Annotated in this window: 11 protein-coding genes; 2 read left to right on the forward strand and 9 right to left on the reverse strand. The window is 69.2% G+C overall.

Annotated features, from left to right (window positions below):
* Window positions 1-12: 12 nt before the first annotated feature.
* Both ACFYVR_RS20240 and ACFYVR_RS20245 read right to left on the reverse strand, forming a co-directional pair.
* Window positions 13-345, reverse strand: coding sequence for a hypothetical protein (locus tag ACFYVR_RS20240; RefSeq protein WP_387476435.1), 333 nt, complete (start codon window positions 343-345; stop codon window positions 13-15).
* Between the two features lie 207 nt (window positions 346-552).
* The gene (locus ACFYVR_RS20245; RefSeq protein WP_387476437.1) at window positions 553-1,152 is read right to left on the reverse strand and encodes a hypothetical protein; all 600 of its coding nucleotides are present in this window, start codon (window positions 1,150-1,152) and stop codon (window positions 553-555) included.
* A 186-nt stretch (window positions 1,153-1,338) separates the two neighbouring features.
* On the opposite strand from ACFYVR_RS20245, the gene ACFYVR_RS20250 reads away from it, so the two are divergent.
* The gene (locus tag ACFYVR_RS20250; RefSeq protein ID WP_387476439.1) at window positions 1,339-1,497 is read left to right on the forward strand and encodes a hypothetical protein; all 159 of its coding nucleotides are present in this window, start codon (window positions 1,339-1,341) and stop codon (window positions 1,495-1,497) included.
* A 192-nt stretch (window positions 1,498-1,689) separates the two neighbouring features.
* On the opposite strand, the gene ACFYVR_RS20255 is transcribed toward ACFYVR_RS20250, so the two are convergent.
* From ACFYVR_RS20255 to ACFYVR_RS20280, 6 genes are all read right to left on the reverse strand, one after another.
* Entirely contained in the window at window positions 1,690-2,811 is a 1,122-nt protein-coding gene (locus ACFYVR_RS20255; RefSeq protein WP_387476441.1) for a DNA glycosylase AlkZ-like family protein, read from the reverse strand.
* Window positions 2,812-2,848: 37 nt separating this feature from the next.
* Window positions 2,849-3,232: a nuclear transport factor 2 family protein gene (locus ACFYVR_RS20260; RefSeq protein ID WP_387476443.1), complete on the reverse strand. Its 384-nt coding sequence runs from the start codon at window positions 3,230-3,232 to the stop codon at window positions 2,849-2,851.
* A 116-nt stretch (window positions 3,233-3,348) separates the two neighbouring features.
* A complete protein-coding gene (locus ACFYVR_RS20265; RefSeq protein WP_387476445.1) occupies window positions 3,349-4,887 on the reverse strand; it encodes an acyl-CoA synthetase in 1,539 nt (512 codons plus the stop codon).
* A gap of 26 nt (window positions 4,888-4,913) precedes the next feature.
* Complete coding sequence (locus tag ACFYVR_RS20270; RefSeq protein ID WP_387476447.1) at window positions 4,914-6,284, reverse strand: MFS transporter; 1,371 nt, start codon at window positions 6,282-6,284, stop codon at window positions 4,914-4,916.
* Window positions 6,285-6,566: 282 nt separating this feature from the next.
* Window positions 6,567-7,178: a TetR/AcrR family transcriptional regulator gene (locus tag ACFYVR_RS20275; protein WP_387476449.1), complete on the reverse strand. Its 612-nt coding sequence runs from the start codon at window positions 7,176-7,178 to the stop codon at window positions 6,567-6,569.
* A 135-nt stretch (window positions 7,179-7,313) separates the two neighbouring features.
* Window positions 7,314-9,011 (reverse strand): fumarate hydratase, encoded by a 1,698-nt coding sequence (locus ACFYVR_RS20280; RefSeq protein WP_387476451.1) that lies wholly within the window; start codon window positions 9,009-9,011, stop codon window positions 7,314-7,316.
* Between the two features lie 122 nt (window positions 9,012-9,133).
* Here ACFYVR_RS20280 and ACFYVR_RS20285 point away from each other — a divergent pair, with 122 nt between their 5' ends.
* Complete coding sequence (locus tag ACFYVR_RS20285) at window positions 9,134-9,889, forward strand: CPBP family intramembrane glutamic endopeptidase (protein ID WP_387476453.1); 756 nt, start codon at window positions 9,134-9,136, stop codon at window positions 9,887-9,889.
* Between the two features lie 15 nt (window positions 9,890-9,904).
* Here the strand turns inward: ACFYVR_RS20285 and ACFYVR_RS20290 are convergent, their stop codons facing one another.
* Complete coding sequence (locus ACFYVR_RS20290) at window positions 9,905-10,249, reverse strand: PLD nuclease N-terminal domain-containing protein (RefSeq protein WP_387476455.1); 345 nt, start codon at window positions 10,247-10,249, stop codon at window positions 9,905-9,907.
* Window positions 10,250-10,515: the final 266 nt, after the last annotated feature.

Below are 10,515 nucleotides of genomic sequence, written 5' to 3' on the forward strand. Positions count from 1 at the left end.
GGTGGGTGCCACTCAGCGTGGTAGCGGCGGGGTGCCCGAGCGGATCCGCTTCACCTCGCCGCGGGCGAACTCGACCGCCGCGGTGTCCTGTCCGCGGGACGTGGCGAGCGTGTCCGCCAGATCCGCGATCGCGTCGAGCACGTGGGCGTTGCGTCGGCGGACCTTCCGGCTCCCGCCGGCCCGGCGGAAGGTCCTGCGGGCCTTGTGGTCGCCGCACATCGCTTCGAGCTCGCCGGCGGTGATCACCCCGTCGGACGCTTCGGGCGCGAGGACCTCGCGCATGAACTCCCGCTCGCGGGGAACCGTCGACCGGAACACCCGGAGTGCGACGGCCAGCGCGACCACGATGACGATCGCCCACGCGGGGAAGATCAGGGCGACGTTGCCGCGGACAAGTGCTCCGAGGGACGAACGTGAACGCGCCGCTGGTCACCAGCAGCAGGTACACCCAGAACGCCGCATTGCGTGGCTGGTAGAAGGTGAACGACCGGCCCCAGCCGGAGTTCTCGATGGCGGCGACGCGCCGCTCGTGCAGACCGTCGATCGTGGTGGTCATTCCGACGCCCCCTCGGATCGGCGAATGCTGGTGATCATCCCGGCGATGTCCTCGGCCCGCTGCTGCTCGGTGTCGGAGGGGCCGACCGCGACGACCTGGACGCCGCGGCCGTCGATGACGAATGCCGCCAGTGCGCCGGCGAACTGCGGGCCCGCGTAGCGCGCGAACAGCCCGCGTTCGCCGGACTCCGTCGTGATCGGCACCGGGGTGCCGTCGACGTGGACGTGCTGGCCGAGCGCGGCGGAGGTGTCCTTGATCTGCTGCAGGAGCGCCGCGGCGTCGCCCGAGAACTCGCCGGTCCGCACCGTGAACGACACGTCGCCGTCCTCGAGCGTCGCGGTCGAGGGGAAGGAGCGCGAGACCGGCTCGTCCCCCACCCGGACACCGGAGGTGACGCCCCATCCGACCGCGGGAACGAACGTGATGTCGCCGGCCATTCCGATCACGTCACCGGCGACGACGCGGTCGTCGTAGTCGATCGAGCTGTCGATCGCGGGCAGCAGTGCGGCCATCAGGAAGGCGAAGGCGAGGACGACGAATGCCGGCAGCAGGGTCGCCGATCGAGTCCGAGCCAGCGCCGGTCGACCGGCACCCACCGGTCGTCGGGGTCGTAATCCAGTGGCGGAGCCGGATTCGGAGCGGTGCCCAGCGTCATCGAGCCTCCCGTGCGGAAGTGGCGGATGCCAGCAAGGTTAGGGGGCGCCGGACGGTTGTGCCCGGTGCGACACAGTCCGGCAAATCGCCCACCGCGGGTTCGCTGCCATCGTTCGCCGGTGCCGCGGATGAGCGCCCCCGATGCGGCATCCGGGGACACCGTCACCCTGTCCGTCGCCACCTCGCCGGCGGTGGTGCCGGACGTCGACGCCTACGAGCGACTGCTGCGCGACGCGGTGCGCCAGGTCGCGTCCGCCCCGGCCGCGGATGGTTCGGGGAGCGGGTGACGGCCGATTCCCAGCGAACGCGCAGGCATCCCACTACTGTGACCGGTGCCGGACCAGCGACGAATGGAGTCCACATGTCGACCTTCATCTTCGACGCACTGCTTCCCTTCGTCGGCGAGAAGTGGGCAACCGTGCTGGCCACCCTGCTGGCCGTCGGTCCGTAGATCGGGCCGTACCGCAGGCGTCGGGCGTTCACCCGAACGCCACGCCGCCGAACCCGACGCCGCGGAAGTCCGCCAGCTCGGCGGCCCGCTCCTCGACCGCGGTGCGTGTCGCCTCCGTGATCGTCTGCCACGGAACCGCCTGCACCGTGAGCGTTCTCCCCGTCGACCGTGGCCGCCACACACCGACCAGTTCGCCGCCGACCGCGATCGCGCCCGGCCGGCCCAGCGTCGGCCACAGGGACTTGACCAGAGCTGCGTCGGGCACCAGCACGGCACGGTCCTTGAGCTGCAGGTAGGGGTCGAACGGCCCGAGCAGCCGAACCGATCGGTCCCGGTGCGTGTCGGTGAGGGCGGGGAGGTCTCCGGCGAGCACCGAACCCGCCCGACCGTCGATCGTCACCTCCACCGTGTCCTCGGGCCAGTTCGCCTTGACGTCCGTGACCGGGGCGTCGAGGTAGGCCGCGACGGTCTTCGGGTCGGCGGGACCGAAGAAGCGCAGGTATCCGCGAATGACGTCGAAACGCGGATCGGCGTCGGTACCCAGGTGGGCGTACGGCTTCGGCCGCCAGCCAGGGATGCGTTCGAGGACCGGTGGTGAGGTGCCCGGGCGCAGTTCCAGCCCGGCGTGCAGCGCGGCCAGCCGGAACGGCATCTCGTACAGGTGGGTCGCGTTGCAGGGGCGGCAGAACCGCAGGTACGGCTCGGGCATCCGCGCCGCGAGCCGCGTGGACATCTCGCCCTTCACGGTCGGTTCGCGGACGATGTCGCGCATCTCGTGGGCCACCGCGCGCAGCGCGTCGAGCGCCGGAACACCCGCCGCCTTCAACGGCCGGTTCGCGTCGAAGATCCGTTTGGCGGCGTCCGCGTCCGACAGGGGAGCCGTGGCAACCGCGACCTTCGGCAGGTCGGGGCGGCGGTAGCAGTGCGGTGCGCCGCGCAGAGTCCACGCCAACGAGAGCGCGCCGGCGGTGTCGGCCGGAGTGCCGCGCACGCGCAGGGCCCACGCCGCACCGTCGGGACCGGTGTTCTGGACGCCGAGATCGAGCACGTCGCAGTCGGCGGCATCGGCGGCGACGCCGGGAGGGCGATCGAGCTGATGCGCATGCCAGCGGTACGCGAGCACCTGCGCACGGGACACCTCGGCGGTCATGGCCCGAGTGTAGGAGCGGGCGGCGGCACCGGACGCATCAGCGGTTGTCGATCTGATACGACTCGATCCGACGGATCAGCCCGTCCCGGAAGAAAAAGTAGTCGCTGAAGATTCCCCGCAGCTCGCCGCCCTCCGTGAACTGCGCCTCGACCGTGCCGAGGAGGGCGACGACGTCGTGCTCCTCGACCATACGGATCACCGTCAGAGTCGGTGTGCCGGTGAACGCGTAGTTCTCGATCTCGTCGGCGAAGGCCGCCTTGCCGGTGAGCGAGAAGTCGCCCGGAATCGCCCAGGTGACGTCCTCGGTCAGCAGCGCCAGGATCGCCTCGCGGTCGCCGGTCCGGAAGCCGTCCACGTACGCGGCCACGGCGCGCTTGTTCGGCGACAGCGATGGATCGGATTCGGACATCTCCGGTTCCATGACCCCTCCTTCGCACGGAGTTGATGCGGTCCGTCCCATCGTGGCATTCACCCCGCCGTCGCGTGCCGGATCCGGCCCGGCGGGAGACCGCCGGGCCGGTGACGTCGCCGCTCGTCTCAGACGGCGATGCTGTAGCGGTCCTTGAGCGTCCGCTTGACCAGCTTGCCCGTCGGCGTCCGAGGGAGGTCCGCACTGAACTCGACACGGCGCGGCACCTTGTACCGGGCCAGCGTTCCGCGCAGGAAGTCCGTGATCTCCTCGGCGAGTTCGGGCCCGGGCGTGGCGTCCGGTGCGGCGTGGATGACCGCGAGGACGGACTCGCCCATCTCCGGATCGGGGATACCGATGACCGCGCAGTCGATCACGGCCGGGTGCAGCGCGAGGCAGTTCTCGATCTCCTGCGGGTAGATGTTGACGCCGCCCGAGATGATCATGAACGTGGCGCGGTCGGTCAGGAAGAGGTAGCCGCCCTCGTCGAGGTAGCCGACGTCGCCCGTCGTCGTCCACGTCGGGTGCGCCGGGTGCTGCGCGGACGCGGTCTTCTCGGGGTCGTTGTGGTAGTGGAACGGCAGCACGTCTCGCTCGAAGTACACCGAACCGACTGTCCCGGAAGGTACTTCGTTGCCGTCGTCGTCGCAGATGTGCACGACGCCGAGCACCGCCCGGCCGACGGTGCCCGGATGGTCGAGCCACTCCGGCGTGTCGACCATCGTCATGCCGTTGAGCTCGGTCGACGAGTAGTACTCCGACAGGACCGGGCCCCACCACTCGATCATCGCGCGCTTGACGTCCACCGGGCACGGAGCGGCGGCGTGCACGGCCACCTGCAGGCTCGACACGTCGTACTTCGCCCGCGTCTCCGCCGGCAGTTTGAGCATCCGCACGAACATCGTCGGCACCCACTGCGCGTAGGTGACGCGATACCGCTCGATGTACTCCAGGGCCTTCTCCGCGTCGAACCTGCCCATCACCACGACCGTACCGCCGAGAGCCTGCACCGACGCGCAGGTACGAAGCGGCGCAGCGTGGTACAGCGGGGCAGGGGACAGGTAGACGGTGTCGGAGGTGACGCCCCAGACGCGGGCGTTCATCTCCGTCATCGTGTCGCCCGGCTCGTCGATCTGCCGGTTCGGCAGGTCAGGCTTGATGCCCTTCGGCCGCCCGGTGGTGCCGGACGAGTACAGCATGTCCGCGCCGCGAGGCTGATCCGCGGGCGGGGTGTCCGGGTACTGCGCGGTGACGGTGTCGAGGTCGACGTGACCGGCGACCTCGCCGCCGAACGCGAGCCGGTGCGTCAGCCCGGGGGTCCGTTCGGCCACGGCGACCGCGAGATCGCCCAGGGTCGCGGAGACCAGCAGGGCCGCCGCGCCGCAGTCGTCGACGATGTAGGCGACCTCGTCCGCCGTCAGGTGCCGGTTCACCGCGGTCAGGTACAACCCGGAACGCATTGCTGCCCAGTAGATCTCGAAGACCTTCGGATTGTTGTCGGTGAGCAGTGCGACGTGGTCGCCGCGGCGGAGCCCGATGGCGGCGAAGTGGTGCGCCAGCCGGATCGAGCGGGTCTCGAGTTCGCCGAACGTCACGGTCTCGCCGGTCTCGGCCATGATGACGGCGGGCTTGTTCGGTGTGGTGCGTGCGTATGCTCCGGGATACATGAATTCTCCAGGGTATGGCCGGTCGGTCAGGCTCGGGTCGTGACTTCGAGTTCCGAGTCCCGGCCGGGTGTGGACGGGGTGTGCGCATTCGGGGCGAACCTGCGGGAGAGCACCTCGAGGCAGATGTAGCCGACGACTCCGGCGACAGCCAGACCGGCGCCGACCTTCCACGCGTTGTCGGCGTTGCCGTCGACGAGCAGGACCATCACCATCGGGGCGAAGCCGCCGATGATCGCGGAGATCTGGTAGCCGAGCGATGCACCGGAGAAGCGGATCTCCGGCGGGAAGAGTTCCGCGAACCAGGTGCCCTGCGTGCCGGTCTGCAGCGACATCACGATGACGGCGCCGATCACCGCGATCGCGAACGGCCACACCTTGCCCGCGCCGGACATGCCGATCATCAGCCACATCGGCACCGCCCACAGCGTCATGCCGATCGTACCGAGACCGAAGATCAGCTTGCGGCCGTAGAGATCCGAGAGGTGGCCCGCGAGCGGCACGATCGCGATCATCATGACGCAGGCGATCAGGATGTACGTCAGCACGGTCGAGCGAGCCAGGCCGAGGTAGGTGGTCGCGAACTGCACCGACCCGGTGATCATCGTGTAGAAGAAGATCACGCCGAGCGAGTTGGCTCCGGCCGCCAGCAGCACCGTCCCGGGGTTCTTGCGGAGCACCTCGACGATCGGGGACTTCTTCTGGGTGGGTGCGGACGCCTGCTTGCGGGCGATCTCCTTGAACTCCGGGGTCTCCTCGAGGAAACGGTGGATCGCGAAGGCGATCGGCAACATCACCAGGCTGATCCAGAACGGCACGCGCCAGCCCCAGGACAGGAAGTCCTCCGAGGACAGGGCGCCCGTCATGCTCAGGAACGCGATGTTGCCGAGCACCACGCCGATCGGAACGCCGAGCTGCGCGAAGCTGCCGTAGAAGCCGCGACGGTTCGCGGGCGCGTTCTCGGTGGCGAGCAGCACGGCGCCACCCCACTGGGCGCCGACGGCGAGGCCCTGGCAGATGCGGAGGGTGACCAGGATCGCCGGCGCGAGCCACACGATCTGGGTGTTCGGCACGAAGCCGATCAGCGACGTCGCGAGTGCCATCAGCACGACGGCGGTCACGAGCACCGGCTTGCGACCGACCTTGTCGCCGTAGTGTCCGGCGAGCACGCCGCCGATGGGCCTGGCGATGAACCCGACGGCCACGGTGGCGAAGGAGTTCAGCGCGGCGACCACCTCGTTCTCGGTGGCGAAGAAGGTCGTGTTGAACACGAGGGCCGCGGCCGTCGCATAGATGAAGAAGTCGTACCACTCGAGCGAGGTCGAGATGGCCGCGGCGAACGAGGCGCGACGCGAGCGGCCGCCTGCGGCGCCGACGGGTCGGTGGTCGTTACTGGTCATGGGGTCTCCTGGACCGATGGACCCGGGGTGCTGCGGACTCCGGGACGGTGGGGGTGCGGTGGGGCTCGCGGATCCGAGGATCGCGGTCAAACAGGCAATCGATCGATCGTTCGGTTGTGGACGGCAGGCTTCGCCGCTGGGTGTTCGCAGTGCCGTGACGGTGTCCACTGCGGGCGGTGATCGCAGGGGGTGCCCGAACGATCGTTCGCTATTATGGGCACAGTGTGGTCTGGATCTCAAGCCTCACGTCGGTCCGGTCGGAAACTGCCTGGTTCGAGCCGGTCAGGAGCCCGGGCGGCGGTCCGCCTCGACCATGACCAGCGCCAGCTCGGAGTAGCGATCCGCCAGCTCCGTCGGGGTGAGCGGGCCCGCGGGGTTGAACCACGTGCAGATCGCCTGGCCCATGTTGATGATCGCGCGCGTGGCGTCACGTCCCTTGTCGGTGGCGAACACACCGGACTCGACACCGCGGTCCACGATCTCGCGGAACAGCCCCTCCTGCCGATCCCGGCGATCCACGGTCGCCCGCAGGCCCGCCTCGTCCAGACTGCGGATCTCCGTCGCACCCACCACCGCGTCCCGCTGCCGCGTCGTGTGGAACAGCACCCACGCGCGCACCACAGCCGCGAGCTGGTCGCGGGGATCCGGCCCGGCATGCTGCGCCGCGTCGCCCGTCATCCGGTACGCGTCGTCGAGCGCCTGCGCCATGAGGACCTGCAGGATCTCCTGCTTGGATGCGAAATGGTGGTAAATCGAGGCCACCGTCAGGCCCGCCGTGCGCGCGACGTCGCGGATCGAGGTCCCGTGGTAGCCACGCTCGGTCATGTTCTCGACGGCGGCGTCGAGCACCGCCTGGCGACCCGTGCCGTCGGGCGAACCCTTGCCGCTGCGCACTCTTCGTCTCCGTTCGACGGGCCGCCCGCGGTCACCCGGAAGAGGGGCCACCGGTCGGCACAGATGATGAAGGCCCGGGGAGACGATCTCCCCGGGCCTCACGTCGGGGGGTGCTGGTGCACCCCGCCGATCAGATCACAGACCGGGCCGCTTGCCGACGGTGAGCGTGACCTCGCCGGTGTGCGCGAAGAAGTCGTTGCCCTTGTCGTCGACGACGATGAACGCCGGGAAGTCCTCGACGTCGATCTTCCAGACCGCCTCCATGCCGAGCTCTTCGTACTCGACGACCTCGACCTTCTTGATGCAGTCCAGCGCCAGACGCGCCGCGGGGCCGCCGATCGAGCCGAGGTAGAAACCGCCGTGCGCGTTGCACGCGTCGGTGACCTGCTTCGAGCGGTTGCCCTTGGCCAGCATGACCATCGAGCCGCCCGCCGCCTGGAACTGCTCGACGTACGAGTCCATGCGCCCCGCCGTGGTCGGGCCGAACGACCCCGACGCCAGACCCTCCGGCGTCTTCGCCGGGCCGGCGTAGTACACCGGGTGGTCCTTGAGGTACTGCGGCATCTCCTCGCCGGCGTCGAGGCGCTCCTTGATCTTCGCGTGCGCGATGTCGCGGGCCACGACCAGCGGACCCGTCAGCGACAGTCGCGTCTTGACCGGGTGCTTGGACAGCTCGGCCAGGACCTCCGGCATCGGCTTCGTCAGGTCGATCTTCACGGCGGCACCCTTGCCGGTGCCCGAGACGCCGGACGTCTCGGCGTCGAGCTGGCTGTCGGTGACCTCCGGCAGGAACTGGCCGGGGTTGAACTCGAGCTGCTCGAGGAACACACCCTCGGGGGTGATCTTCGCCTTCGCCTGACGGTCCGCGGAGCAGGACACCGCGATCGCGACGGGCAGCGACGCGCCGTGCCGGGGGAGGCGGATGACGCGGACGTCGTGGCAGAAGTACTTGCCACCGAACTGGGCACCGATGCCGATCTTCTGGGTGAGTTCGAAGACCCTCTTCTCCAACTCGTGGTCCCGGAAGCCGCGGCCGGTGATCGCGCCCTCGGTGGGCAGCTCGTCCAGGTAGTGCGCGGAAGCGTACTTCGCGGTCTTGAGCGCGAACTCGGCGGAGGTGCCGCCGACGACGATCGCCAGGTGGTACGGCGGGCAGGCCGCGGTGCCGAGCGAGCGGATCTTGGCCTCGAGGAACTGCATCATCGAGTCCGGGTTCAGGATCGCCTTCGTCTCCTGGTACAGGTACGACTTGTTCGCCGACCCGCCGCCCTTGGCCATGAACAGGAACTTGAAGGCGTTCTCGTGGCCCTTCGCGGTGTCCGCGTACAGCTCGATCTGGGCGGGCAGGTTGTTGCCCGTGTTCTTCTCCTCCCACATGGTGATCGGAGCGTTCTGCGAGTACCGCAGGTTCAGGCGGGTGTATGCGTCGTACACGCCGCGGGCGATCGACTCCTCGTCGTCACCCGGAGTCAGCACGTGCTGACCGCGCTTGCCCATCACGATCGCGGTGCCGGTGTCCTGGCACATCGGCAGCACCCCGGCCGCCGCGATGTTGGCGTTCTTGAGCAGGTCGAGCGCGACGAACTTGTCGTTGTTCGACGCCTCGGGATCCTCGAGGATGCTCGCCAGCTGCTTGAGGTGATCGGTCCGCAGGTAGTGAGAGATGTCGTGCAGCGCGGTCTCGGTGAGCAGCCGCAGCGCCTCGGGTTCGACCTTCAGGAAGGTGCGGCCGTCCGGCCCCTCGACGGTGGACACCCCCTCGGTGGTCAGCAGCCGGTACTCGGTGGGATCTTCCCCGATCGGCAGCAGGTCCTCGTAGAGGAAGTCGGCCATCACTTTTCTCCTGGGAATGGGCGTGGTGAAGTCGGGATCCAGGCTAAACCTGCCGCAGGAGCGAGCCGAAACCGGGGATCTTACGACGCGGTGCACTCCCGTGGGGTCCGTACACTGGACGTGTGTCCGAACTTGTCACCGTGCCAGGCGTCCCGCAACCCGCGGCGCAACGTCCGCGCTTCCATGCGTACGTCGACGTCGCGATCGTGGTCGCGGTGCTCGTCTGCACCAACCTGATCGCGCACTTCACCACCATCTGGGCGTCGATCGCCGCGGTGCCGATCGCGGCCGCAGTCCTGCTCGGGCTCGGTCGCGGGCGGGGTCTCGGCTGGGCCGAACTCGGCCTGTCGCCGCGCCACTGGCGCAAGGGCACCCTGTACTCGCTGGCGGCGATCGGGGTGGTGCTGGCCGTGGTCGCCGTCGGGATCGCACTGCCGTTCACCCGGCAGTTCTTCCTGAGCAACCGCTACGCGACGGTCTCCGGCGCACTGATCGCGTCGATGATCATCATCCCGCTGCAGACCGTGATCCCCGAGGAGTTGGCGTTCCGCGGTGTCCTGCAGGGGACCTTGGAGCGGGTCTGGGGCGCCCGCGGCGTGTTCGCGGCAGGTTCACTGCTGTTCGGGCTCTGGCACATCGCGTCGTCGCTGGGCCTGACCAGCGGTAATGCGGGACTGACCGGGTTCCTCGGTGGTGGTCTCGTCGGGCAGATCCTCGGCATCGCCGGCGCGGTCGCGGCGACGGCCGCCGCCGGGGTCGCGTTCACCTGGCTGCGTCGCCGCAGTGGCAGCCTCCTCGCCCCGATCGCTTTTCACTGGTCGCTCAACGGCATCGGCGCACTCGCCGCGGCGCTGGTCTGGCACGTGTCGATCGGCTGACCGTTCCACGGCGAGCTAGTGCTCGGTGCGCCGCGCGTCCTCGCGCTGTTGCGCGACACGCTCGTGGAACCGGCGCATGAACTCCGCCTCGCTCTCCTCGGCGGAGGCCCGGCCCTGCGGGCCGTCGTCGGGGGCGACCAGCATCGAGGGATGCATCCGCTGGTCGGGTAGCGGCACAGCGCCACGCGGTCGCCCGAACAGCAGCCACAACACCGATCCGATCGGCGGTACCAGCACCACCACCGCGATCCATGTCCCGCGACGGGGCCCTCGCACCTGCCAGTCCGCCCGCCGAACGACATCGACAACCGTGCAGATCCAGAGCCCCCCGACGATCAACATTGCCGCGATCATGGGCATGACGAAGTCCCTCCCCGGTACCCGCGGCGCTCACCGCGCCTGTCTACGCGGACCGCGGCGATGTTGCCCGGTCCGCTGACCCCCGCACGGCAGGGTACTGAGGATGAACTCCCGGCGTGCCCGTTCGCGAACGGCCACAGGGTTTACTCAGGAAAGCGGGGACACGCCCTAGTAGGACTTTGTTAGGTGGGGAAGGTGTGGTGGCAGGTCGGGCAGGTCCCGATCCAATAGGCCAGTGCGCGTTGGAGTTTGCGTACGACGGCGTA

The organism is Rhodococcus sp. NPDC003318 (genome assembly GCF_042879035.1).
Taxonomy (GTDB): domain Bacteria; phylum Actinomycetota; class Actinomycetes; order Mycobacteriales; family Mycobacteriaceae; genus Rhodococcus_G.